General features: G+C 74.1%; 21 protein-coding genes. 10 read left to right on the forward strand and 11 right to left on the reverse strand.

Annotated elements, in window-relative coordinates:
* Positions 1-7: 7 nt before the first annotated feature.
* The 3 genes from mmpB to IF129_RS18195 all read right to left on the reverse strand — a co-directional run bounded on the left by mmpB (position 8) and on the right by IF129_RS18195 (position 2,061).
* On the reverse strand, positions 8-136 hold the full coding sequence (gene mmpB / locus IF129_RS26790; protein ID WP_263576249.1) for a morphogenic membrane protein MmpB: 129 nt from the start codon (positions 134-136) through the stop codon (positions 8-10).
* Between the two features lie 109 nt (positions 137-245).
* Positions 246-449: an acyl-CoA carboxylase subunit epsilon gene (locus IF129_RS18190; protein WP_191210781.1), complete on the reverse strand. Its 204-nt coding sequence runs from the start codon at positions 447-449 to the stop codon at positions 246-248.
* 16 nt (positions 450-465) lie between these two features.
* Positions 466-2,061 carry an acyl-CoA carboxylase subunit beta gene (locus tag IF129_RS18195; protein ID WP_191210782.1) on the reverse strand — a complete coding sequence of 532 codons (1,596 nt, stop codon included), beginning with the start codon at positions 2,059-2,061 and terminating at the stop codon, positions 466-468.
* 233 nt (positions 2,062-2,294) lie between these two features.
* On the opposite strand from IF129_RS18195, the gene IF129_RS18200 reads away from it, so the two are divergent.
* The 5 genes from IF129_RS18200 (at position 2,295) to hutH (ending at position 8,278) form a co-directional block, all read left to right on the forward strand.
* The gene (locus IF129_RS18200; RefSeq protein WP_191210783.1) at positions 2,295-3,203 is read left to right on the forward strand and encodes a biotin--[acetyl-CoA-carboxylase] ligase; all 909 of its coding nucleotides are present in this window, start codon (positions 2,295-2,297) and stop codon (positions 3,201-3,203) included.
* Positions 3,204-3,354: 151 nt separating this feature from the next.
* Positions 3,355-4,527, forward strand: coding sequence for an adenylate/guanylate cyclase domain-containing protein (locus tag IF129_RS18205; protein ID WP_191210784.1), 1,173 nt, complete (start codon positions 3,355-3,357; stop codon positions 4,525-4,527).
* A gap of 79 nt (positions 4,528-4,606) precedes the next feature.
* Entirely contained in the window at positions 4,607-5,401 is a 795-nt protein-coding gene (locus IF129_RS18210; RefSeq protein WP_191210785.1) for an enoyl-CoA hydratase/isomerase family protein, read from the forward strand.
* A 56-nt stretch (positions 5,402-5,457) separates the two neighbouring features.
* On the forward strand, positions 5,458-6,639 hold the full coding sequence (locus tag IF129_RS18215; RefSeq protein WP_191210786.1) for a GGDEF domain-containing protein: 1,182 nt from the start codon (positions 5,458-5,460) through the stop codon (positions 6,637-6,639).
* Positions 6,640-6,727: 88 nt separating this feature from the next.
* The gene (gene hutH / locus IF129_RS18220) at positions 6,728-8,278 is read left to right on the forward strand and encodes a histidine ammonia-lyase (RefSeq protein WP_381479809.1); all 1,551 of its coding nucleotides are present in this window, start codon (positions 6,728-6,730) and stop codon (positions 8,276-8,278) included.
* Between the two features lie 92 nt (positions 8,279-8,370).
* On the opposite strand, the gene IF129_RS18225 is transcribed toward hutH, so the two are convergent.
* A complete protein-coding gene (locus IF129_RS18225; RefSeq protein ID WP_191210788.1) occupies positions 8,371-8,685 on the reverse strand; it encodes a hypothetical protein in 315 nt (104 codons plus the stop codon).
* A 135-nt stretch (positions 8,686-8,820) separates the two neighbouring features.
* Here IF129_RS18225 and IF129_RS18230 point away from each other — a divergent pair, with 135 nt between their 5' ends.
* Positions 8,821-9,159 (forward strand): hypothetical protein, encoded by a 339-nt coding sequence (locus IF129_RS18230; RefSeq protein ID WP_191210789.1) that lies wholly within the window; start codon positions 8,821-8,823, stop codon positions 9,157-9,159.
* A 298-nt stretch (positions 9,160-9,457) separates the two neighbouring features.
* On the forward strand, positions 9,458-10,726 hold the full coding sequence (locus IF129_RS18235; RefSeq protein ID WP_191210790.1) for a L,D-transpeptidase: 1,269 nt from the start codon (positions 9,458-9,460) through the stop codon (positions 10,724-10,726).
* A gap of 119 nt (positions 10,727-10,845) precedes the next feature.
* On the opposite strand, the gene IF129_RS18240 is transcribed toward IF129_RS18235, so the two are convergent.
* The 7 genes from IF129_RS18240 to hypA form a co-directional block, all read right to left on the reverse strand.
* Complete coding sequence (locus IF129_RS18240) at positions 10,846-11,388, reverse strand: type 1 glutamine amidotransferase domain-containing protein (protein WP_191210791.1); 543 nt, start codon at positions 11,386-11,388, stop codon at positions 10,846-10,848.
* Positions 11,389-11,497: 109 nt separating this feature from the next.
* Positions 11,498-12,622: a hydrogenase expression/formation protein HypE gene (gene hypE, locus IF129_RS18245; RefSeq protein WP_191210792.1), complete on the reverse strand. Its 1,125-nt coding sequence runs from the start codon at positions 12,620-12,622 to the stop codon at positions 11,498-11,500.
* Complete coding sequence (gene hypD, locus IF129_RS18250) at positions 12,615-13,793, reverse strand: hydrogenase formation protein HypD (RefSeq protein ID WP_191210793.1); 1,179 nt, start codon at positions 13,791-13,793, stop codon at positions 12,615-12,617. The genes hypE and hypD overlap by 8 nt, the downstream gene beginning before the upstream one ends.
* Positions 13,790-14,137 carry a HypC/HybG/HupF family hydrogenase formation chaperone gene (locus IF129_RS18255; protein ID WP_191210794.1) on the reverse strand — a complete coding sequence of 116 codons (348 nt, stop codon included), beginning with the start codon at positions 14,135-14,137 and terminating at the stop codon, positions 13,790-13,792. Before IF129_RS18255 ends, hypD begins: the two co-directional genes overlap by 4 nt.
* Positions 14,097-16,625 (reverse strand): carbamoyltransferase HypF, encoded by a 2,529-nt coding sequence (gene hypF / locus IF129_RS18260; protein WP_191210795.1) that lies wholly within the window; start codon positions 16,623-16,625, stop codon positions 14,097-14,099. The genes IF129_RS18255 and hypF overlap by 41 nt, the downstream gene beginning before the upstream one ends.
* Positions 16,626-16,642: 17 nt before the next feature.
* Positions 16,643-17,509: a hydrogenase nickel incorporation protein HypB gene (gene hypB / locus IF129_RS18265; RefSeq protein WP_191210942.1), complete on the reverse strand. Its 867-nt coding sequence runs from the start codon at positions 17,507-17,509 to the stop codon at positions 16,643-16,645.
* A gap of 15 nt (positions 17,510-17,524) precedes the next feature.
* Entirely contained in the window at positions 17,525-17,911 is a 387-nt protein-coding gene (gene hypA, locus IF129_RS18270; protein ID WP_191210796.1) for a hydrogenase maturation nickel metallochaperone HypA, read from the reverse strand.
* Positions 17,912-18,117: 206 nt separating this feature from the next.
* Between hypA and IF129_RS18275 the strand changes: the two genes are divergently transcribed.
* The 3 genes from IF129_RS18275 to IF129_RS18285 all read left to right on the forward strand — a co-directional run bounded on the left by IF129_RS18275 (position 18,118) and on the right by IF129_RS18285 (position 22,810).
* Positions 18,118-19,860 (forward strand): hydrogenase maturation protein, encoded by a 1,743-nt coding sequence (locus IF129_RS18275; protein WP_191210797.1) that lies wholly within the window; start codon positions 18,118-18,120, stop codon positions 19,858-19,860.
* Positions 19,861-19,922: 62 nt separating this feature from the next.
* On the forward strand, positions 19,923-20,984 hold the full coding sequence (locus tag IF129_RS18280; protein WP_191210798.1) for an NADH-quinone oxidoreductase subunit B family protein: 1,062 nt from the start codon (positions 19,923-19,925) through the stop codon (positions 20,982-20,984).
* A 35-nt stretch (positions 20,985-21,019) separates the two neighbouring features.
* Entirely contained in the window at positions 21,020-22,810 is a 1,791-nt protein-coding gene (locus IF129_RS18285; RefSeq protein ID WP_191210799.1) for a nickel-dependent hydrogenase large subunit, read from the forward strand.
* Positions 22,811-22,817: the final 7 nt, after the last annotated feature.

Here is a 22,817-nt window from a genome sequence, read left to right on the forward strand (position 1 = left end):
AGGTTGGTCAACGCAGGCCGAGCACGATGGTCACCACCAGCACCACGGCGGCCAGCACCCATCCCGCCCGGCGCAGCTGCGCCTGCGCGGCGCGCAGTGACTCCGGGGGCCGGTCTGGGGGGTCGGACCAGAGCATGGGACCAGGGTGCACCCCGCCCGTCCCCGCCACCTGAGTACGCGTACTCATTCCCGGCGTACCGCGTCCCGCGCACCGGACGCGGGACGCGGGACGCCGGACGGACGCGTCAGGCGGGCCAGTACGTCGTCCGCCAGGCCGCGGGGCCGGGGTGCGGGACGCGGCGGGGGACGAGCCGCGCCGGGTCGGACCACTGGGAGACGTCCCGCGCCCCGGGCCCGGCGGACGCGGCCGCGGCGGCGCGGGCCTGGACCACGGCCAGCGCGGCCGCCAGTTCCTCGGGTGTCGGGTTGCCGCGTAGGACCTTGATCATCTTCGGCCTCCGAAGGTCAGAGCGGGATGTTGCCGTGCTTCTTGGGCGGCAGCTGCTCGCGCTTGCTGCGCAGCGAGCGCAGCCCCCGCACGATGTGGCGGCGCGTCTCCGAGGGCTGCACCACCGCGTCCACGTAACCGCGCTCGGCGGCGACGTACGGGTTGAGCAGTGTGTCCTCGTACTCGGCGGTGAGCCGGGCGCGCAGCGCCTCGCGCTCGCCCTCGTCCTCGACGGCGGCCAGCGTGCGGCGGTGCAGGATGTTGACCGCGCCCTGCGCCCCCATGACGGCGATCTGGGCCGTGGGCCAGGCGAAGTTGAGGTCGGCGCCCAGGTGCTTGGAACCCATGACGTCGTACGCGCCGCCGAACGCCTTGCGCGTGATGACGGTGATGAGCGGGACCGTGGCCTCCGCGTAGGCGTAGATGAGCTTCGCACCCCGGCGGATGATGCCGTCGAACTCCTGCTCCGTGCCGGGCAGGAAGCCGGGCACGTCGACGAAGGTCAGCACGGGGACGTTGAAGGCGTCGCACGTCCGCACGAAGCGCGCGGCCTTCTCGCTGGCGTCGATGTCCAGGCACCCGGCCAGCTGGAGCGGCTGGTTGGCCACGATGCCCACCGCGTGGCCCTCGACCCGCCCGAAGCCGGTGATCATGTTCGGTGCGAACAGGGCCTGCGTCTCCAGGAACTCGCCGTCGTCCAGCACGTGCTCGATGACGCCGTGCATGTCGTACGGCTGGTTCGCGCCGTCCGGGATCGCGACGTCCAGCTCCCGGTCCCGGTCGCTGGTCTCCAGGTCGACGTCCTCCGGGTAGACCGGGGCGTCGGAGAGGTTGTTGGACGGCAGGTAGGACAGGAGCGCCTTGACGTACTCGACCGCGTCCTTCTCGTCCCCGGCCATGTGGTGGGCGACGCCGGAGGTCGCGTTGTGGGTGCGGGCGCCGCCCAGCTCCTCGAAACCGACGTCCTCGCCGGTGACCGTCTTGATGACGTCGGGGCCGGTGATGAACATGTGCGAGGTCTTGTCGACCATCACGGTGAAGTCGGTGATGGCGGGGGAGTACACCGCGCCGCCCGCGCACGGTCCCATGATCAGCGAGATCTGCGGGATGACGCCGGAGGCGTGCACGTTGCGCCGGAAGATCTCCGCGAACAGGCCGAGCGCCGCGACGCCCTCCTGGATGCGCGCGCCGCCGCCGTCGTTGATGCCGATGACGGGGCAGCCCGTCTTCAGCGCGAAGTCCATGACCTTGACGATCTTCTCGCCGTAGACCTCGCCCAGCGACCCGCCGAAGATCGTGAAGTCCTGCGAGTAGACGGCGACGGGCCGGCCGTCGACCGTGCCGTAGCCGGTGACGACGCCGTCGCCGTAGGGGCGGTTCTTCTCCAGCCCGAAATTCGTCGAGCGGTGCCGGGCGAACTCGTCCAGTTCGGTGAACGAACCCTCGTCCAGCAGCAGTTCCACGCGCTCGCGCGCGGTCAGCTTGCCCTTCGCGTGCTGCTTCTCGACCGCGCGAGCGGAACCGGCGTGCGTCGCCTCAGCGGTACGTCGCTGAAAGTCGGCGATCTTGCCCGCCGTGGTGTGGATGTCGGGAGTGCTTTCCTGCTCGGACACGGGGAGCGGCTCCTAGTCGTCCTCGGGGCTACCGACTCGTAGCGTAGCCGCGACGGCCCGTGTCGGCGGTGCGTCGTTGACCACACCGCAGGACGGTCCGGAAGGGTGAAATCCGCTGATGCCGGACGGGCGGGACCGGGCGTCGGCCGCCCGCTGCCGCCGCCCCCCCGCCGACGGGGCGCCGCACCGGTCGTGAAGGGGCGGCGGCCCCGACCGGCACCTACGCTGTGATCATGACACCGCAGATGTCCTCGAACGCGCCGGGTTCCGCCGAGGGCGGAGCGTCCGCAGGGAGTCCCTGGGGCGACCTCGGACGGCCGCCGCTGAACGGCGCGGCCCTGCGTCGCGCGCTCCTCGTGCCCGACGGCCTGTGGAGCGACCTGGAGGTCGTCGCGCGTACCGGATCGACCAACACCGACCTGGTCGACCGGGTCCGCAGCGGCCCGGTGGAAGAGGGCACGGTCCTCGTCGCGGAGGAGCAGACGTCCGGCCGGGGCCGACTGGACCGGCACTGGGTCGCCCCGCCGCGCAGCGGCCTGTTCCTCTCCTTCGTCCTGCGCCCCGGCCCGGACGTCCCCCAGCGCGCCTGGAGCTGGCTCCCGCTGCTCGTGGGCGTCGCCACCGCCACCGCGCTGGCCCGCACGGCCGGGGTGGACACCATGCTGAAGTGGCCCAACGACCTGCTGGCCGAGGTGGACGGGGAGGAGCGCAAGATCGGCGGCATCCTCGCCGAGCGCACGGGCGACGCCGCGCACCACGCCGTCGTCGTGGGCATCGGGATCAACGTCTCGCTGGGCGCCGGGGAACTCCCCGTCCCGGAGGCGGGATCGCTGCTGCTGGCCGGTGCGCAGGGCACCGACCGGGACCCGCTGCTGCGCGCGGTGCTCCGCTCGGTCGAGCGGTGGTACCGCGACTGGCGCGCGGCCGACGGGGACGCGGCCGCCTGCGGGCTCCAGGAGACCTACGCCGCCGGCTGCGCCACCCTCGGCCGGAGCGTGCGCGCCCTGCTGCCCGGCGGGCGGGAGGTCGTCGGCGAGGCCGTCGCGGTGGACGGCGACGGGCAGCTCGTCCTGGCCACCGGGAGCGGCGTCACGCAGCCCGTGGGCGCGGGCGACATCGTTCACCTGCGGCCCGGCGGCTGACCGGGGCCCGGTCCGGCCGCCTCGCCGGACGTGAGCTACGGCACACCTGCCGTATCGTTGTGGCGGTAGCGCGGCGCGGTGGGCGCGGTGTAGGGAACGGAAGGGCAGTGCGCAGGTACGTCATGCGCGGGAACCGGGCAAGGGGCGGGCAGTGACCGCGAACGAATCGGCCGTTCCGCCCGCCGACGAGGGCGGCGGACGCCCCGGGGCGGCGGCCGGCGGGTCGGACGGGCGCGAGTCGCGGGACAGCACGGGCACCGCGACGGACCACGCCTTCTCCGAGGACCGCGACGGCGCCGAGGAGCGCGGCAAGGACAACCCCCTCGCGCTCAAGGTCGAGGAGCTGATCCTCGGCGCGGCCCGCACCTACACGCCGTTCCAGGCGGCCCGCGCCGCCGACGTCCCGATGGACCTGGCGGCCCGCTTCTGGCGGGCCATGGGCTTCGCCGACATCGGTCAGGCCCGCGCCCTGACCGAGGCCGACGTGCTGGCGCTGCGCCGCCTGGCCGGTCTCGTCGAGGCGGGGCTGCTGAACGAGGCGATGGCCATCCAGGTCGCCCGCTCCACCGGGCAGACCACCGCCCGCCTCGCCGAGTGGCAGGTGGACTCCTTCATCGCCGGGCTCACCGTCTCCCCGGAGCCCGGGATGAGCCGCATGGAGGTCACCTACCCGCTGGTGGAACTGCTGCTGCCGGAGCTGGAGGAGTTCCTCATCTACGTCTGGCGCCGCCAGCTCGCGGCGGCCACCGGACGCGTCGTGCAGGCGCAGGACGACGAGGAGATGGTCGACCGCCGGCTGGCCGTCGGCTTCGCCGACCTCGTCGGCTTCACGCGGCTGACCCGGCGCCTGGAGGAGGAGGAGCTGGGCGAGCTGGTCGAGGCGTTCGAGACGACGGCCGCCGACCTGGTGGCCGCGCACGGCGGACGGCTCATCAAGACCCTCGGCGACGAGGTCCTCTTCTCCGCCGACGACGCGGGCACGGCCGCCGAGATCGGGTTGCGCCTGATCGAGACGCTCTCCGGTGACGAGACGATGCCCGAGCTGCGCGTCGGCATGGCGTTCGGCACGGTCACGACCCGGATGGGCGACGTCTTCGGCAACACCGTGAACCTCGCGAGCCGGCTCACGTCGATAGCGCCGAAGGACACGGTCCTCATCGACGGCGCGCTGCGCGAGGAGCTGACGGCCGTCGGCGACGCCCCGCACTCGGAGAAGGACTCCGGGCCCGGCGCGGGCTACCGCTTCGCCCTCCAGCCGCTCTACCAGCGCCCGGTGCGGGGCCTCGGCGTCGTCGAGCCCTGGCTGCTGGGCCGTCGCGGCTGACGCCCGCCGCACCCCGGCCTCCCGCCCGCGTGGTTAGAGTGTGAGCGGTCGTTAACACACCCGCGTGGGAGGGATCGCCATGACGCGATACGGCGAGTACGTCGAGGTCCGCAAGGACGCCGGGACGCACGTCGCGGAGCTCGTGCTGGACCGGCCGAAGGCCATGAACGCGGTGTCGACGTCGATGGCGACCTCCATCGGGGAGGCCTGTGCGGCGCTGTCGGCCGACCGCGACGTGCGGGCGGTCGTGCTGACGTCCAGCAACGAGCGCGCGTTCTGCGTCGGCGCCGACCTCAAGGAGCGCAACCGCTTCACCGACGCCGAGCTGGGCCGTCAGCGGCCCTACGCCCGAGCCGCCTACACCGGCGTGCTCCAGCTCCCGATGCCCACGATCGCCGCCGTGCACGGCTTCGCCCTCGGCGGCGGCTTCGAGCTGGCGCTCTCCTGCGACCTGATCGTGGCCGACGCCACGGCCGTCGTCGGGCTGCCCGAGGTGTCCGTCGGCGTCATCCCGGGCGGTGGCGGCACGCAGCTGCTGCCGCGCCGGGTGGGTGCGGCCCGGGCGGCGGAGCTGATCTTCACCGCGCGCCGGGTGGCCGCCGAGGAGGCCCGGGCGCTCGGACTGGTGGACGAGCTGGTGGCCGAGGGGGCGGACCGCACCGAGGCGCTGGCCCTGGCCTCCCGCATCGCCGCCCACTCGCCCGTCGGGCTGCGCGCGGCCAAGCGGGCCCTGCGCACCGGCTGGGGGATGGCGCTCGCGGCCGGTCTGGAGGTGGAGGACGCGGCCTGGCGCACGGTGGCGTTCTCCGGTGACCGGGCCGAGGGCGTCGCCGCGTTCAACGAGAAGCGGACCCCGGAGTGGCCCGGGGAGTGACGGGCGGCGTACGGCCCGCAGCGCAGAGTGCGTCGAACCCTCCTAATCTGGGTCGTATGGGTGACGATGCCAGGCTCTGTGCGGTGCTGCGGCTTGCGCAGGCCATGGCCGCCGCCCCGGATTCCGCCGAGGCGGCCCGGGCGGCGGCGACCGGTGCGCGGACGGCGATGGACGGGTCGTTCGCGGCCGTCTCGGTGTGGGAGCGGGCGCGGGGACGGCTGCGCGTGCTGGTGAACGACGGGCTGCTGGCGCCGGGCGAGGAAACGTTTCCGCAAGACGAGTCGTACCCCGTCCACGACTTCCCGGAGATCGCCGAGTTCCTCCACGAGCGCTGGACGGGCGGCGAGGGCCCCCAGGCGTGGGTCGAGCGCGCGGACCCGGCCCCGCCCGCGCGCCCCACGCCCGGGAGCGCCGCCGGTGCCCCGGACGGGGGACACGGGCCGCGCCGCGCCGCCGCGCTGCGCCGCCGGGGGCGGGGGAGCTGCGTCGTCGCGCCGATCGTCCTGCACGGCCGGGCGTGGGGCGAGCTGTACGTCGCGCGCCCGCCGCACGGCGTGGTCTTCGGGCCGGAGGAGGCGGCGTTCGCGACGGTGCTGGCCGCCGTCGTCGCGGCCGGGCTCTCCCAGCACGAGCGGCTGGAGGAGGTGCGGCGGCTCGCGTTCACCGACCCGCTCACGGGCCTGGGCAACCGGCGTGCGGTGGACGCCCGGCTTGAGGAGGCGCTGGAGCGGCACCGCGCGGACGGCACGGTGGTGAGCCTCGTCGTGTGCGACCTCAACGGGCTCAAGGAGGTCAACGACACCGCCGGGCACGCGGCGGGCGACCGCCTGCTCGAACGTTTCGGCTGCCTCCTGTCGCGCTGCGGGGCGATGCTGTCGGGGCTGTCGGGACCGCCGGGGGTGTCGGGTGCGCTGGCCGCCCGACTCGGCGGCGACGAGTTCTGCCTGCTCGCCATCGGCTCCCCGGCCGACGAGGTCGTGGCCGTGGCGGAGGAGCTGTGCGTGCGGGCGGGCGAGCTGGAGGCGGGCCACGGCGTCGCCTGCGGGGTGGCGTCCACCGGCGACCCCATCGGGCCCGTGCACTCGGCCCGCCGCCTGCTGCGGCTCGCCGACGCGGCCCAGTACCGGGCGAAGGCGGCACGGGCGGGCAAGCCGGTGGTGGCCGGGCGGGAGATCGTCCACCTCGCGGACGGGACCGAGCCGCCCGCCGGGGAGCGCCGCCGCTTCCGGGGCCGCTGACGGGAGTGCCGGGCGGGGCGCCCTCCGACCGGTCGCGTCCGGGGCGTGACAGGAAGGCATTCAGTGCTTAGGGTGCGTGAATATGGATATGCAGCAGGCAGTCGTGACGGTCGGGTCCCGGGGCGTCGGCCCGGCCGACGTCCTCGCCGTCGCCCGGGGCGACGCGCGCGTCGAGCTGAGCGCCGAGGCCCTGGCCGAGGTCGCCCGGGCACGCGGGTTCATCGAGGACCTGGCCGCCAAGCCGGACCCGGTCTACGGCGTCTCCACCGGCTTCGGCGCCCTCGCCGTCCGGCACATCAGCCCCGAGCTGCGCGCGCAGCTCCAGCGCAACATCGTGCGGTCCCACGCCGCCGGCACCGGCCCGCGCGTCGAGCGCGAGGTCGTCCGCGCGCTGATGTTCCTGCGGCTCAAGACCATCGCCTCCGGCCACACCGGCGTCCGCCCGGAGGTCCTTCAGACGATGGCGGACGTGCTGAACGCCGGGATCACCCCCGTCGTCCACGAGTACGGCTCGCTGGGCTGCTCCGGCGACCTGGCGCCGCTGTCCCACTGCGCCCTCACCCTCCTCGGCGAGGGCGACGCGGAGGGCTCCGACGGCGTCGTGCGCCCCGCCGCCGAGCTGCTGGCCGCACACGGGATCGCCCCCGTCGAGCTGCGAGAGAAGGAGGGCCTCGCCCTGCTCAACGGCACCGACGGCATGCTCGGCATGCTCGTCATGGCCGCCGCCGACCTCTCCCGCCTCCTCACCGGCGCCGACATCACCGCCGCCCTCACCCTCGAAGCGCTGCTGGGCACCGACCGCGTGCTCGCCCCCGAGCTGCACGCCGTCCGCCCGCACCCCGGGCAGGCCGCCAGCGCGGCCAACATGGCGAAGGTGCTGGAGGGCTCCGGGCTCACCGGTCACCACCAGGACGACGCGCCGCGCGTGCAGGACGCCTACTCGGTGCGCTGCGCCCCGCAGGTCGCCGGAGCGGGCCGCGACACGCTCGCCCACGCCCTCCTGGTGGCCGAACGCGAGCTGGCCGCCGCCGTCGACAACCCGGTCGTCCTCGCCGACGGTCGGGTGGAGTCCAACGGCAACTTCCACGGCGCCCCCGTGGCCTACGTGCTCGACTTCCTGGCCATCGCCTGCGCCGACCTGGCCTCCATCGCCGAGCGCCGCACCGACCGGCTGCTGGACAGGAACCGCTCGCACGGCCTGCCGGCCTTCCTGGCCGACGACCCCGGCGTCGACTCCGGTCTGATGATCGCCCAGTACACGCAGGCCGCGCTGGTCAGCGAGCTCAAGCGGCTCGCCGTACCGGCCTCGGCGGACTCGATCCCCTCCTCCGCCATGCAGGAGGACCACGTCTCGATGGGCTGGTCGGCGGCGCGCAAGCTGCGCACGGCCGTGGACAACCTCACGCGCGTCATCGCGATCGAGCTCTACGCCGCCGCGCGGGCCCTGGAACTGCGCGCGGCGGCCGGCGGGATGCCGGCCCCGGCGAGTCTCGCCGTGCTGGAGGCCGCGCGGGCCGCCGGTGTCGCCGGCGCCGGGCCGGACCGGTTCCTGTCGCCCGACCTCGCGGCGGCGGAGGCGTTCGTGCGCGGCGGTGGCCTGGTGCGGGCCGCCGAGACGGTCACCGGCCGGCTGGCCTGACGACGCGCCGACCCCCGCCGGGCGTGCGGCGCCCCGTGGGGGTCGTCGTGGGGCGGGGGCGCGCGGTGGGGGCGTGCGGTGGCGCGTGCCGGTCAGAGCGCGGTGCGCGCGCGGCGCGCAGCGTGCGCGAGGAGCCCCGAGCCCGCCGCCAGGAAGGCGACCCCTCCGGCGACGTAGGGCATGCTGTCGAACGTCCCGGTCTCGGCCAGTCGCGGGCCGTCCGCGCCGGGACCGGAGGCGTCGGAGGCCTCGGTGCGGGCGGCGCTCTCTGACACGGACGAGGTCGCCCGGTCCGTGCGCGGCGGCTCCTCCTCCGGGGAGGCGTTCGCGGACGGGACGAACCACAACCCGCACAGCAGGCCGCCCGCCAGAGCCGAGGTCACCAGCGTGCGGCGGGGTCCGGCCACGAGGGCCTCCTTCAGTGGTGCAGGTGCGGTGTGCGTGGGGGGAGTACGGGGGAAACACCCGTGCGGGAGCCGATGTTAGCCAGCGCGGCGGGTCGTGGGGAAGCCCCGCAGGCGGGGCCGCCTACGCTCCGTGGCATGAACACAGAAGACACCCCCCGCTACGTCCGCCTCCAGGTCGAAGTCGTGCTGGAGGTCGCCGATCCGGAATCCCTCGCCCGGGCCGCGTCCGAGCACATCGCAGCGGACGAGTTCATGCCGGACGAGGAGCGGCGGGACGCCGTGACGGCCGTGGGCGGGGACACCGCGGAGGCCATCGCCTACCTCGTCGACCCGATCGACCTGGTCAGCGAGGTGCCGGGCGTCGAGCTCGCGCAGGCGTCGTGGAGCAGTGAGCTGATCGACTACGATCCCGAGTCCGAGCTCTGGCAGCTGGACGGCTTCGAGGACGCCGAACCGGCCGCGGCCGACCGGTAAGCGGAAGCGGAAGCCCGAGGCCGGTCAGGGTGCCCCGGCTGCTCCGGCGACGGCCGGTGCCGGACCGCCCGACGCCCCCGTGCCCCTCGCGCCCCACCCGTCACGGACATCCGCTTCGCTCGCCCGGGGCAGGTGCCACTGGACCTGGACCGGTGTTCTGGGCCACAGTTTGCTTCGGGGTGGAACGCGCCACAGACTCCCTTGCGTTCTTGTACGTACAAATGTGATGTCACATGCCCGATTTGATGGGCGCGCTCGCCACCCTGTGCGGCGCGGGGAGTCCAGGGCCTTCGAAGTGATGGAGAAGCGTGTGAAAACGGCCAGCAAGCACCGCAGGGGCATAGCGGTCACGGCTGCTCTGCTCAGTGGTGTCCTCGCGCTCGGTGCGTGCAGCAGCGAGGAAGCCGACGGCCAGGACGGTCCGGGGAAGAGCGACCCGTCGGGCGGGAGCTCCCAGGACGCGGACGAGCAGAAGCCGGAGTCGGCCGCGCAGATATCCATCGCGCCGGAGAACGGCACGGAGAACGCGGGCATCAACAACGACACCGAGGTCACCGTCAAGGGCGGCACCCTCACCGAGGTGACCATGACGGCCACCGCCGACGGCGGCGCCGTCGAGGGCGAGCTGTCCGCCGACAAGACCTCCTGGAAGCCCACCGGCCAGCTCGACCGCGCGACGGAGTACCGCGTCGAGGCGAAGGCCGAGGACACCGACGGGCAGCCGACCACGGAGAACGCGACGTTCACCACCGTCTCGCCCGACAACAGCTTCATCGGCTACTTCACCCCCGAGGACGGCGACACCGTCGGCGTGGGCATGCCGGTCTCCATCAACTTCGACAAGCCGATCACGAACCGGGCCGAGGTCCAGTCCGCGATCGAGGTCAACTCCTCCGGCCCCCAGGAGGTCGTCGGCCACTGGTTCGGCGACCAGCGCCTCGACTTCCGTCCCAAGGACTACTGGAAGCCCGGCACCGAGGTCCAGGTCAAGCTCTCCCTGGACGGCGTGGAGGGCGCGAACGGCGTCACGGGCGTTCAGGACAAGAGCTTCAGCTTCACGATCGGCCGTTCGCAGGTGAGCACGGTCGACGTCGAGAAGCACACGATGACCGTCGTCCGCGACGGCAAGGAGATCAAGACGGTCCCGATCTCCGCGGGCAGCAAGGAGACCCCGACCTACAACGGCCAGATGGTGATCTCCGAGATGTTCGAGGAGACCCGGATGAACGGCGCGACGGTCGGCTTCACCGACGACGACGGCGAGGGCGAGTACGACATCCCCGACGTGCCGCACGCCATGCGCCTGTCCACCTCGGGCACGTTCATCCACGGCAACTACTGGGGCGCCCCCTTCGGTGAGGGCAACACCAGCCACGGCTGCGTGGGCCTCCAGGACGTCAAGGGCGCCGACGACCCGACGACCGACGGTTCCTGGTTCTACGAGAACTCGATGGTCGGCGACCTCGTCGTCGTGAAGAACTCCCCGGACAAGGAGATCCAGCCCGACAACGGACTCAACGGCTGGAACATGCCCTGGTCGGAGTGGGTCGCCGGCTCCGCCGTCTGACCCACCCTGCACGGCCGTGGGGCCCGCACCCGAACCGGGCGCGGGCCCCACGGCCGTTCCGGCTACGCGTTGCCTTCTCGGCTACGCGTTGCCTTCTCGGCTACGCGTTGCCTTCTCGGCTACGCCGAGATGTGCTGGAACTCGCGGACGAAGGCCGCGCAGAACGCCTTGAGGTCGCCCGGCTTGCGGCTGCTGATCAGGACGTTCGGCCCGTCCTCGCAGCGGACGACCTCCTCGTCCACCCACGTCGCGCCCGCGTTGCGCAGGTCCGTCCGCAGGCTCGGCCACGAGGTGAGGCGGCGGCCCCGGACGACGTCCGCCTCGATCAGCGTCCACGGGCCGTGGCAGATGACGGCCACGGGCTTGCCCCGCTCGAAGAACCCCTTCACGAAGTCGACGGCCCGCTCGTCCGTGCGGAGGAGGTCGGGATTGGCCACACCGCCGGGCAGGACCAGGCCGTCGTGGTCCTCCATGCCCGCCCGGCCGACCTCGCGGTCCACCGGGAAGGTGTCGCCCTTGTCGAGGTGGTGGAACGCCTGGAGGGTGCCGCTCCGCGTGGAGAGCAGCTCCGGGGTCCCGCCGGCGTCCTTCACGGCCTGCCACGGTTCGGTCAGCTCGACCTGCTCCACGCCCTCGGGGGCGGCGAGAAACGCCACGCGCATGCTGCTCACGTCCTTGTCGTCGCTGGTCGGATCGTTCGTCCCGACGTCGGTCCCCGGCCGGGTGCCCGCCCGGCCGGGCACCCATGCCCTCTCGTCCCCGTTCGGCGGGCTAGCAGATGCGGGGGAGCTGTTCGCCGAGCGGCAGGTCCACGACGCGGGTGCCGCCGAAGGCGGTGCGGGCCACCACCGTGCCGGGATGCTCGGCCACGCACTCGCCGATCACCGCCGCCCCACGGCCGTGCGGGTGCGCGCGCAGGGCGGCCAGGACGGCGTCCGCCTCCGCGCGGGGCACCACGGCGACGAGCCGGCCCTCGTTGGCGACGTAGAGCGGGTCGAGGCCGAGGAACCCGCAGGCGTTCGCGACGGCCTCCGGCACGGGCAGGTCGCGCTCGGTGAGGACGACGCCGGTGCCGGACGCCGAGGCGATCTCGTTGAGCGTCGCCGCGACGCCGCCGCGCGTCGGGTCGCGCAGGACGTGCACGTCGCGCGTGACCCCGAGCATCGCCGCGACCAGTCCGTTCAGCGGCGCGGTGTCGCTCGCCAGCTCCCCGGCGCCGAACTCCAGGCCCTCCCGCAGGCTGAGGACGGCGATGCCGTGCAGCCCGATGGGGCCGCTGACGATCACCACGTCCCCCGGCACGGCGCGCTGCGGGCGAATGTCGACGCCGTCGGGGATCAGGCCGATGCCCGAGGTGTTGAGGTAGACGCCGTCGCCGTGCCCGGCCTCCACCACCTTGGTGTCCCCCGTGGCGACCGTGACGCCGGCCGCCTCCGCCGCCGCTCCGACCGCCTGCGCCACCTGCCCCACCACGGAGAGCTCGACACCCTCCTCCAGGATGAATCCGCAGGACAGGTAGGCCGGCTGCGCCCCGCTCATCGCCAGGTCGTTGACGGTGCCGTTGACGGCGAGGTCCCCGATGCACCCGCCGGGGAAGAACAGCGGGCGCACGACGTAGGAGTCGGTGGAGAAGGCGAGGCGGGCCCCGCCGAGCGTGACGGTGGCGGAGTCGCCGAGCCCGGCGAGCGTCGGGTTGCCGTAGGCGGGGACGAAGAGGTGCTCCATCAGCTCCGCCGACAGGGCACCGCCTCCGCCGTGGCCGAGTACCACCGTGGGGTGGTCCCGCAGCGGCGCCGGGCACGTCCACGCGGCCGGGTCCACGACCTCCCGCTCCGGAACGCCGCCCTCCGGAACGTCCGGAGCCTCGGGGGTCGTGGCGGTCGTCGTCTCAGCCAAGGGGGCTCGCCTCCTTCACGGCGTCGGTCGCGGCGGCGGGGGCGGGTGCCCGCCCCGCCGCCTCCCGCGCGGCCGGCGCGCCCGGGGTGAGTCTGCGGTAGAGGTAGTACGCGGCGCAGGCGCCCTCGCTGGAGACCATCGTGGCGCCCAGCGGGGTGCGCGGCGTGCACAGCGTGCCGAACGCCTCGCACGCGTGCGGCTTGATCAGGCCCTGGAGGACCTCGCCGCTGCGGCAGGCGGCGGGCTCGGCCGTCCGCACGTCCTCGACCTCGAAGCGGTGCTCGGCGTCGTAGGCGCGGAAGGCGTCCGACAGCCGCCAGCCGCTCTCCGGGATCGTGCCGATGCCGCGCCACGACCGGTCGGTGACCTCGAAGACCTCCTCGATCCGGGCCAGCGCCGGGGCGTTCCCCGCCTCCCGCACGGCTCTCGGGTAGGCGTTCTCCACCCGGTGCTCCCCGCCCTCCAGTTGGCGCACGGCACGCCGCACGCCCTCCAGGATGTCCAGCGGCTCGAAACCGGTGACGACGATCGGCACCCGGTACCGCTCCGCCAGCGCCGGGTACTCCTCGGTGCCCATGACGCTGCACACGTGCCCGGCGGCGAGGAAGCCCTGGACCCGGCACTGCGGCGCCCGCATGATCGCCTCCACGGCCGGGGGGACCCGCACGTGCGAGACCAGCAGGCTGAAGTTCGCGATGCCCAGGCGGCGCGCCTCGTGGACGGTCATCGCGTTGGCGGGCGCGGTGGTCTCGAACCCGATGCCGAAGAAGACGACCTGCCGGTCGGGGTTGCGGCGGGCGACGTCGAGGGCGTCCAGCGGCGAGTACACCACCCGGACGTCCCCACCCGCGCTCTTGACCTGGAACAGGTCCCGGCCGGTGCCCGGCACCCGCAGCATGTCGCCGAAGGAGCAGAAGACGACGCCGGGCCGTGCGGCGATCTCCAGCGCCTTGTCGATCATCTCCAGGGGCGTCACGCACACCGGGCAGCCGGGGCCGTGGATCAGCTCCAGGGAGTCCGGCAGCAGCTGGTCGATGCCGTGCCGGATGATCGAGTGCGTCTGGCCGCCGCAGACCTCCATCAGCGCCCAGGGCCGGGTCACCGTGGCGTGGATGTCGTCCAGCAGCCGGCGGGCCAGCGCCGGGTCGTGGAACTCGTCGATGTACTTCACCGGGTCGCCTCCTCGTCCGACCGGGTGGCGGCGGTGGGGGCCGTGGCCGCCACGTCGTCGGGGAGGTCTGCGCCGGCCTCGGCCGCCGCACGCCCCCAGGCGTCGCCGAACTCCTCGTCCAGCAGCCCCAGCTCCTCGAAGAGCCGCAGCGACGCCCGCGCCGACTCCTCGTCCAGGCGCTGCAGCGCGAAGCCGACGTGCACGATGACGTACTCGCCGACCTGCGCCTCCGGCACGTAGGCCAGGCACACGTCCTTGGTCACGCCGCCGAAGTCGACCTGCGCCATGGGGGTGCCGTCCCGCTCACCCGTTCCGACCACTCGTCCTGGTACCGCCAGGCACATGGCCCGCCTCCGTTCGTCTCGTGGGTGGGGAAGTGCGCAGCGGCTCCCGGGCCGCCACCATGAGCTGACCGAGGGCCAGGCCGCCGTCGCCGGGCGGCACCGCGCGGTGCCGCAGCACGGTGAAGCCGCCCGCGTCGAGTCCCTCGGCGCACGCCTCGTCCAGCAGCGCGTTGGCGAACACGCCGCCGGTGAGGGCGACCGTGCGCACCCCCGTCTCCTGGCGGGCGCGGCGGCAGACGGTGACCACCGCGTCCGCCACCGCCCGGTGGAACCGGGCGGCCATCACCTCCGCCGGGGTGCCGCGCCGGACGTCGGCCGCGAGGTCGGCCAGGACGGGTGCCGGGTCGAAGACCGTGACGCCCGGCGTCCCGGCCGTGCTCCGCGACCGCAGGGCGAACGCGTAGGCGGGGGCCGGGCCCGGCTCACCGCCCCGCCACACCCGCGCGGCGGCGGCCTCCAGTTCGACGGCGGCCTGCGCCTCGTAGCCGGCCCGGTGGCACACGCCGGTCAGCGAGGCCACCGCGTCGAACAGCCGCCCCATGCTGGACGTCGGCACGAGCGCGACGCGCCGCTCCAGCTGGCGGGCCAGCAGCCGCAGCTCCTCGTCGGTGCAGGCCGCCGCGCACGGCAGGTCCGGCGCCCAGGGGACGCCCGCCGCGCGCAGCCGGGCCAGCGCCGTGCGGCACGGGTTGGCCACCGCCGCGTCCCCGCCGGGCAGCGGCGCGTACGCCAGGTGCGCCACGCGGCGGTAGCCGTCGTAGTCGGCCAGCATGACCTCGCCGCCCCACACCGCGCCGTCCGCGCCGTACCCCGTCCCGTCGAAGGCGACGCCGATGACGGGGCCCGTGCCGTCCAGGCCGTGCTCGGCCATGGCGGAGGCGATGTGCGCGTGGTGGTGCTGCACGAGGACCGGCTGGTCGGCGTGGTTCCCGGCGCGGCCCCGGGCCCAGCGCGTCGCGTGGTAGCGCGGGTGCGGGTCGGCGGCGATCACCTCCGGGCGGACGCCGGTGAGTTCCCGCAGCCGCCGCTCGCCGCGGGCGAACGCCTCCAGGGCGGTGAGGTCGCCCAGGTCGCCCAGGTGGGGGGAGAACCAGGCGTCGGTGCCCGCGCCGAGGCACAGCGCGTTCTTCAGGTCCCCGCCGACGGCCAGCGCGGGGCGGACGGGCACGGGGAGCGTCAGCGGCGTCGGCGCGTAGCCGCGGGAGCGGCGCAGGACGAGTTCCCGGCCGTCCGCCCGTACCCGCACCACGGAGTCGTCGCAGGGCACGTCGATGCGGCGGTCGTGGGTGAGCCACGCGTCGGCGATGCCGCCGAGCCGGTCCAGGGCCTCGCCGTCGTCGGTCACGATCGGCTCCCCGGACCGGTTGCCGCTGGTCATGACGAGGACGCGCGGCCCCGGGGCGTCGCCCGGCAGCCCGAACAGCAGCTCGTGCACGGGGGTGTAGGGGAGCATGACGCCGACGTCGGGGCTGCCGGAGCACACGTTCCCGGCGAGTCCGGGGAGCGGCCCCCCGGTGCGGCGCAGCAGGACGATGGGCCGGTGGCGGCCCGCCAGGGCCTCCCGCTCGGCCGCCCCGACCTCGGCGAGCCGCGCGGCCGTCGTGAGATCGGCGCACATCACGGCGAACGGCTTCCCGCCGCGCGCCTTGCGCTCCCGCAGCCGGGCGACGGCGGACGCGTCGGCGGCGTCGCAGGCCAGGTGGTAGCCGCCGACGCCCTTGACCGCCACGATCGCCCCGGACGCCAGCAGCTTCCGCGCGACGCCGAGGGCCCGCTCGCCCTCGGCCGCCCGGACACCGGAGCCGGCGCCCGGCACGAGCCGCAGGCGCGGGCCGCAGGCGTGGCAGGCGACGGGCTGGGTGTGGAAGCGGCGGTCCGCCGGGTCGTGGTACTCGCCCCGGCAGGCCGGGCACATCCGGAAGGGAGCCATCGTCGTGGTCGCCCGGTCGTACGGCAGCGCGGTGGCGATCGTGAAGCGCGGTCCGCAGTGCGTGCAGGTGATGAACGGGTGCCGGTAGCGGCGGTCGGCCGGGTCGGCCAGTTCGCGCAGGCAGTCCGCGCAGGTCGCGGTGTCCGGCGGGATGCGGGTGCGTCCCGCGCCGTCCTCGGCGCCGTCCCCGCCGTCCTCGGCGCCTTCTCCCGCGCTGCTCTCTGAGGCCCGGATGGTGAACGCCGCCTCGCCGACGGCCGTCAGCGTCTCGTGGCGGACGTCGGCGACGTGCGCGAGCGGCGGGGCGTCCGCCCGCAGCCGCCGGCAGAACTCCTCGACGGCGTGGGCCGGGCCCTCGACCTCGGCGGTGACGCCGCCGGTGGTGTTCGCGACGTGCCCGGCCAGCTCCAGCTCGCCCGCCAGCCGGTGCACGAAGGGCCGGAACCCCACCCCCTGGACGACGCCCCGCACCAGCACGCGCCGCCGCAGGACGGAACCCGTTCCGGCGTCGGCGTCCGGGTGGGGGATGTGCGGTGCCCCGGTGATGCCTTCGGTCATGCGGCGGCCCTCACGGCTCAGGAACCGTCGGCGACGGTCTGGAGGACGGCGTCCGAGGGCTGCCCCGCCGGGGAGGCGATGACGTCGGACGCCGCCTCGTCCGGGCCCTCCGGTGCGGCCTCCGGGCCGGACTCCGCCTCCGGCGCGTGCTCGTGGCCGTGCTCGTGGGCGTGCGTGTGGCCGTGCCGCTCCAGGTGCTGTCGCGCCAGCACCGGCCGGTGCGGCGTCACCCCGCTGCACGCGGCCAGGACCCGGTCCAGCAGCCCGTCCACGCCCTCACCCGTGCGGGCGGAGGAACGCAGCACCTCCACACCGGGGTTGACCCGCTCGACGTGGTCCGCGAAGACCTCCTCGTCGAATCCCGCCGGCTGCGCGAGATCGGTCTTGGTCAGGACGACGAGGTGCGCGAGGCCGAACGCCGTCGGGTACTTGACGGGCTTGTCCTCCCCCTCGGTGACGGACATCAGCACCACGCGCAGCGACTCGCCCAGGTCGTAGGTGGCCGGGCACACGAGGTTGCCGACGTTCTCCACGAACAGCGCCCTGGTGGCGCGCGGCGGCCAGTCCGCCAGGTGCTCACGTACCTGGTCGGCCTCCAGGTGGCACAGGCCGCCGGTGAGCACCTGCTTCACCGGCGCGCCCGAACGGGCCAGCCGCCGGGCGTCGTTCTCGGTGGCCAGGTCGGCGGTGAGCGCGGCGACCGCGACACCGCGCTCACCGGCCCGCGTCAGCACCCGTTCCAGCAGCGCCGTCTTGCCGCTGCCGGGACTGGACATGAGGTTCACGGCGGTCATGCCGCGTGCGGTGAGGTCGGCGCGCAGCTCGGCCGCGAGCCCGTCGTTCTTCGCCAGCACCGCGTGGCGCAGGTCGACTGTCCGGCACATCATCGAACGTCCTCCTCAGGACAGGGACGGCGGGGGGACGCCCGCCGGGGCGTCCGGTTCCGGCAGGGTGACGGCGGCGATCTCCAGCTCCCGGCCGGTCAGCAGCTCCGCCGCGGACCGGCCGCAGCCGGGGCACTCCAGGGACGGCGGCGAGCCGACGGCGAAGTCCCCGGGGCAGCCGCCGCAGCGGGCCCGCGCCGGGACCTCCTCGATCTCCAGCCGGGCGCCCGCCAGGGCCGTGCCCTCGGCGGCGAGGCCGAAGGAGAAGCGCAGCGCGTCGGCGACCACACCGGCCAGCTCGCCCACCCGCAGGCGGACGGACTCGACCGACGCGGCGCCGTGCCGCCGGGCGGCCGCGTCGGCACTCTCGACGACGGCGGTCGCGATCGACAGTTCGTGCATGGACCGTCACGGTAGGCACCCGGGCGGCCCGAGCCCGGCGGGCGCGAGGGCGGGGCGGCGGGGTTTCCCCCGCCCGGCCCATGCCGTGCCGCCGGGCGGGCCCCCGCCGGGCGCGTCCCGCCACCGGGCCCGCGCGGCGCGGTCCACGATCGGGCTGTCGTCGGGCGCCGGCCGGGCGGCGCCCCGTACCGCCAGGGAGGCGGCCCATGCGCATCCTGCTGCTCGCCAGCGCGTTCAACAGCCTGACCCAGCGCGTCTTCACCGAACTGGTGGACCGCGGCCACGCGGTGGCGGTGGAGCTGGCGGCCACCACCGGTCCGGGGACGGAGGCGGAGGCGGTGCGGCGGCACGCCCCCGACCTCGTCCTCGCGCCGATGCTGACGAGCGTCCTGCCGCCCGAGGTGTTCTCGGCGGTGCCCTGCCTGATCGTGCACCCGGGGCCGCCGGGGGACCGGGGGCCGTCCGCGCTCGACCGGGCGCTGGCGGACGGCGTCGACACGTGGGGGGTCACCGTCCTGCAGGCGGAGGCCGAGCTGGACGCCGGGCCGGTGTGGGCGTCGGCGGCCTTCCCGGTGCCCGCGGGGCTCGGCAAGAGCGACGTCTACCGGGGGGAGCTGGCCGACGCCGCCGTGACGGCCGTGCTGAGCGCCGTGCGGCGGTTCTCCTCCGGCGCCGGGCCGCTGCCCGGGGACCCCGGTGCGTCCGGCCCCGGCTGGCGGCCGTACCTGCGCCAGGAGGACCGCCGCATCGACTGGTTCACCGAGCCGACGGCGTCGGTGCTGCGCACCCTGCGGGCGGCCGACTCCCGGCCGGGCGTCCTGGACACCCTTCTCGGCGCCGAGTGGTACCTGCACGGCGGCCATCGGGAGGACACCCTGCGCGGCCTGCCCGGGGAGGTCGTCGCGACGCGGGAGGGGGCGCTCTGCCGGGCGACGGTCGACGGCGCGGTCTGGATCCCGGAGCTGCGCGCCCGCCGCCGTCCGCAGGGCCCGCCCACCTGGCGGCTGCCCGCCACGACCGCCCTCGGCGAGCGGCTGCCGGCGGACGTGCCCGAGGTCCCGGCCCCGCTGTGGCCGCGCGCCGGTGACGCCGACCGCACGTGGGCGGACATCCGGTACGACGAGGACGGTTCGGCGGGCTTCCTGCGGTTCTCCTTCCCCGGCGGGGCGATGAGCACCGGCCAGTGCCGGCGGCTGCTGGCGGCCTACCGGTACGCCCGCACCCGGCCCACGGACGTCCTGGTGCTCGGCCCGGCCCGGGACTTCTTCTCCAACGGCATCCACCTGGGCGTCATCGAGGCCGCCGAGGACCCGGCGGCGGAGTCGTGGGCGAACATCTGCGCCATCGACGACCTGGTGGAGGCCGTCGTGACGACCACCGACCGGCTCGTCGTCTCCGCCCTGCCCGGGAACGCCGCCGCCGGGGGCGTGATGCTGGCGCTCGCGGCGGACGAGGTGTGGTGCCGGGAGGGCGCCGTGCTGAACCCGCACTACCGGCTGATGGGGCTCACCGGCTCGGAGCTGTGGACCTACCTCCTGCCGCGCCGGGTGGGTGCCGAGGCCGCGCGGCGCCTCACGCGGGCGGCGCTGCCGCTGAGCGCGGCGAGCGCGCACCGGGCGGGGCTGGTGGACCGCGTGGTGGAGGCGACGCCCGCCGGCTTCGCGTCCGAGGTCGCCCGGCTGGCCGTGCGGCTGACCCACTCGGCGCACCTGCCCGCGCGGGTGGCGGAGAAGAAGGCGCTGCGGGAGCGCGACGAGGCCGTCAGGCGACTGGCGGACCACCGGGCCGAGGAGCTGGCGGCCATGCGGCGGACCTTCCTCGACCCCCGGGCCCCCTACCACGCGCTGCGCTCGGCCTTCGTGCGCAAGGCCCGCCCGGCCGGCACGCCCGAACACCTCGCCCGGTACACCACCGCCGGGCACGCACTGTCACGCGTGTCCGATTTGTGAGCATTAGCACACCGTGTCAGCCTTTCTCGGGTGAGCCAGTAGCGGCCGAAAGGAAGCGCGCCATGACGACCACCGAGACGGCCCCCAGCGGCACGGGCGTGGAAGAGGTGCACATCCTGTGGACCTCTGAGGGCATGAGCTGCGACGGCGACACCGTCTCCGTCACGGCCGCCTCCCTGCCCAGCCTGGAGGACATCGTCCTCGGCGCCATCCCCGGCCTGCCCAAGGTCCACCTCCACAACAAGGTGCTCGCCTACGAGACGGGCGACGACTTCATGGAGGTCTTCCACCGGGCCGCACGCGGCGAGTTGGACCACCCCTTCGTCCTCGTCGTCGAAGGCTCCATCCCCAACGAGAACATCAACGGCGAGGGCTACTGGACGTCGATGGGCAACGACCCCGACACCGGCGAGCCCCGCCCGCTCAACGACTGGCTGAACCTCCTCGCGCCGCAGGCCTACGCCGTCGTCGCCATCGGCACCTGCGCCACCTACGGCGGCATCCACGCCATGGCCGGGAACCCCACCGGCTGCATGGGCCTGGCCGACTACCTCGGCTGGGACTTCCGCTCGGCGGGCGGCCTGCCGATCGTCAACGTCCCCGGCTGCCCCGTCCAGCCGGACAACTTCATGGAGACGCTCACCTGGCTGCTCCACCAGGCCGCCGGGCTGGCCCCCACCATCCCGCTCGACGAGCAGCTGCGTCCCACCTGGCTGTTCGGCAAGACCGTCCACGAGGGCTGCGACCGCGCCGCCTACTACGAGCAGGGCGACTTCGCGAAGGACTACAACTCGCCGAAGTGCCAGGTGAAGATCGGCTGCTGGGGCCCCGTCGTCAACTGCAACGTCACCAAGCGCGGCTGGATGGACGGCGTCGGCGGCTGCCCCAACGTCGGCGGCATCTGCATCGGCTGCACGATGCCCGGCTTCCCCGACAAGTTCATGCCCTTCATGGACGAGCCGCCCGGCGGCAGCGTCTCCTCCGGCCTGCTCAGCAGCACCTACGGGCCCCTCGTCCGCTCCCTGCGCTCCATCACCAACCGCACCGCGAACCACGAGCCCAAGTGGCGCCACAACCGGGCGGAGCTGACCTCCGGCTACGCCCCGCGGTGGACGGGCCGCTGACCTCCCGCTGACACCGCGTGAAAGGACCTCACCCCGTGACGACGACGCAGGCCAGGCCGACCGAGCAGCGCACCCTCACCGAGGTGGCGTTCGATCCGATCACCCGGATCGTCGGCAACCTGGGCATCTACACCAAGATCGACTTCCCCAACCGGGAGGTCGTCGAGTGCCGCAGCACCTCGTCCGTCTTCCGCGGCTACAGCGTCTTCATGAAGGGCAAGGACCCCCGGGACTCGCACTTCATCACCAGCCGCATCTGCGGCATCTGCGGGGACAACCACGCCACCTGCTCCGTCTACGCCCAGAACATGGCCTACGGCGTGAAGCCGCCGCCGCTCGCCGACTGGATCATCAACCTCGGCGAGGCCGCCGAGTACATGTTCGACCACACGATCTTCCAGGACAACCTGGTCTTCGTCGACTACAGCGAACGCATGGTCAAGGAGACCAATCCGAGCGTCCTTCAGCGTGCCGAGCGCACCCCCGCCCCGCGCGGCGACGTCCACGGCTTCCGGACGATGGCCGACATCATGCGCTCCTTCAACCCCTTCGAGGGCAGCACCTACAAGGACGCGCTCGTCATGAGCCGCCTCACCCGCGAGATGTGCTGCCTGATGGAGGGCCGGCACGTCCACCCCTCGACGCTCTACCCCGGCGGCGTCGGCACCGTCGCCACCCCGCAGCTCTTCACCGACTACCTCGTGCGGCTGACCCGCTGCCTGGACTTCATCAAGCGCGCCGTCGCCATGAACGACGACGTGTTCGACTTCTTCTACGAGGCCCTGCCCGGCTACGAGGAGGTCGGCCGCCGCCGCACCCTGCTCGGCTGCTGGGGCGCCTTCCAGGACCCCGACGTCGTCGACTACCGCTACCGGACGATGAACGAGTGGGGCAACGCCATGTTCGTCACCCCCGGCATCGTCGTGGACAACGAGCTCGTCACCACCGACCTCGTCGACATCAACCTGAACATGCGCATCCTCCTCGGCAGCTCCTACTACGAGGACTGGGTGAACGAGGAGACGTACGTCGACAAGGACCCGCTCGGAAACCCCGTCGACAAGCGGCACCCCTGGAACCAGACGACGCTGCCCGCCCCGCAGAAGCGCGAACTGGAGGAGGGCGGCAAGTACAGCTGGGTCATGAGCCCGCGCTGGCTCGACCAGCGGACCGGCGACCACCTCGCCCTGGACACCGGCGGCGGCCCCATCGCCCGGCTCTGGGCGACGGCCCTCGCCGGCAAGGTCGACACCCCCTACGTGCGGGCACGCGGCGGCAGCGTCGAGATCGACCTGCCGAAGACGCCCGGCATGGCCGAGGTCAACCTCAAGTGGACCCCGCCGCCCTTCCCCAACACCATCGAGCGCAACCGGGCCCGCATGTACTTCGTGGCCTACGCCGCCGGTATGGCCCTCCACTTCGTCAACGAGGCCCTGGCCGAGGTCCGGGCCGGGCGCACCAAGGTGTTCGAGGACTTCACCGTGCCCGACGAGGGCATCGGCGTCGGCTTCCACGAGGCCGTGCGGGGCGTCCTCTCGCACCACCTCGTCATCCGTGACAAGAAGATCGCCAACTACCACCCGTACCCGCCCACCCCGTGGAACGGCAGCCCGCGCGACATGTACGGCACCCCCGGCCCCTACGAGGACGCCGTGCAGGGCTGCCCCATCTTCGAGGAGAACGGCCCGGACGACTTCAAGGGCATCGACATCATGCGCACCGTGCGCAGCTTCGACCCCTGCCTGCCCTGCGGGGTCCACATGTACGTCGGCGGCGGGCGCACCCTGTCGCGGACGCACTCGCCCACCTTCGGCCAGCACCTGTAAAGGCGGC

The sequence above is a fragment of the Streptomyces chumphonensis genome, from assembly GCF_014779715.1.
Taxonomy (GTDB): Bacteria; Actinomycetota; Actinomycetes; order Streptomycetales; family Streptomycetaceae; genus Streptomyces; species Streptomyces chumphonensis.

Coding starts and splice junctions, on each gene's coding strand:
- hutH (WP_381479809.1), top strand. CDS start 6,728: ATGCAGCAGGCAGTCGTGACGGTCGGGTCCCGGGGCGTCGGCCCGGCC.
- IF129_RS18240 (WP_191210791.1), bottom strand. CDS start 11,388: ATGCGCGTGGCGTTTCTCGCCGCCCCCGAGGGCGTGGAGCAGGTCGAG.
- IF129_RS18200 (WP_191210783.1), top strand. CDS start 2,295: ATGACACCGCAGATGTCCTCGAACGCGCCGGGTTCCGCCGAGGGCGGA.
- IF129_RS18235 (WP_191210790.1), top strand. CDS start 9,458: ATGGAGAAGCGTGTGAAAACGGCCAGCAAGCACCGCAGGGGCATAGCG.
- IF129_RS18210 (WP_191210785.1), top strand. CDS start 4,607: ATGACGCGATACGGCGAGTACGTCGAGGTCCGCAAGGACGCCGGGACG.
- IF129_RS18190 (WP_191210781.1), bottom strand. CDS start 449: ATGATCAAGGTCCTACGCGGCAACCCGACACCCGAGGAACTGGCGGCC.
- IF129_RS18280 (WP_191210798.1), top strand. CDS start 19,923: ATGACGACCACCGAGACGGCCCCCAGCGGCACGGGCGTGGAAGAGGTG.
- IF129_RS18230 (WP_191210789.1), top strand. CDS start 8,821: ATGAACACAGAAGACACCCCCCGCTACGTCCGCCTCCAGGTCGAAGTC.
- hypF (WP_191210795.1), bottom strand. CDS start 16,625: ATGACCGAAGGCATCACCGGGGCACCGCACATCCCCCACCCGGACGCC.
- IF129_RS18255 (WP_191210794.1), bottom strand. CDS start 14,137: ATGTGCCTGGCGGTACCAGGACGAGTGGTCGGAACGGGTGAGCGGGAC.
- hypB (WP_191210942.1), bottom strand. CDS start 17,509: ATGTGCCGGACAGTCGACCTGCGCCACGCGGTGCTGGCGAAGAACGAC.
- hypA (WP_191210796.1), bottom strand. CDS start 17,911: ATGCACGAACTGTCGATCGCGACCGCCGTCGTCGAGAGTGCCGACGCG.
- mmpB (WP_263576249.1), bottom strand. CDS start 136: ATGCTCTGGTCCGACCCCCCAGACCGGCCCCCGGAGTCACTGCGCGCC.
- IF129_RS18275 (WP_191210797.1), top strand. CDS start 18,118: ATGCGCATCCTGCTGCTCGCCAGCGCGTTCAACAGCCTGACCCAGCGC.
- IF129_RS18215 (WP_191210786.1), top strand. CDS start 5,458: ATGGGTGACGATGCCAGGCTCTGTGCGGTGCTGCGGCTTGCGCAGGCC.